Raw genomic sequence first — 618 nt, forward strand, 5'->3', positions numbered from 1 at the left:
AAACTTCTTTGAGAAGCAGCAGGTCTTTCGAACGGCTCGTCGCAATCGGTGCCTAAGGCGACAGTTATTACCTTCTATGCCTACCGTATGCTGCTTGCCGATTTGTTTCTTGTCAGGCTTGAATGCGGTTATAAAGCTATCCCAGTTATCCATGCTAATAGAGCCATAGCTGACTTTCAGTTGTTTAAGACGGGCTCTTAGCTTCTTAGCTGTTTTCAGGTCACGTTTGCCCCAGACATAAGCGACAATCTCATTGGTAGCGCGGTCATAAGCATAAATAAGCCAAACTTTACGCTTTTTGCGATACACGTAAGTCCAAAACTCATCAACCTCTAAGCGTTCATAATAGCGCTTTTTAGGTGTAATCTTATAGACCGATGAGCCTATGGTGCTAAGGACTTTACCAATACTAATAGAGGCTATAACGGCTATGTCTCTGACGCCGCAACCTCTAACCGTCATTAGCCGTATGATGTCTTCTATTTTAGAGTGACAGCCATGATAAGTTAAGGCATGGTCGCCAATGAATTGACGTTTGCAGTCCTTGCACTGGTAGTTCTGCTTGCCATAGCTTTTTTTGCCGTGTATCGAAAAACTGGGACTGTGACAGTCGGGGCA

General features: G+C 44.5%; 1 protein-coding gene. It reads right to left on the minus strand.

Annotated elements, in window-relative coordinates; all coding sequences use genetic code 11:
* On the minus strand, positions 1-618 hold a 618-nt coding region (locus ACT3RN_RS16050; protein ID WP_444518859.1), incomplete at both ends, for an IS1 family transposase.

This window comes from Psychrobacter sp. AOP5-GZ1-6, assembly GCF_052376345.1.
GTDB lineage: Bacteria > Pseudomonadota > Gammaproteobacteria > Pseudomonadales > Moraxellaceae > Psychrobacter.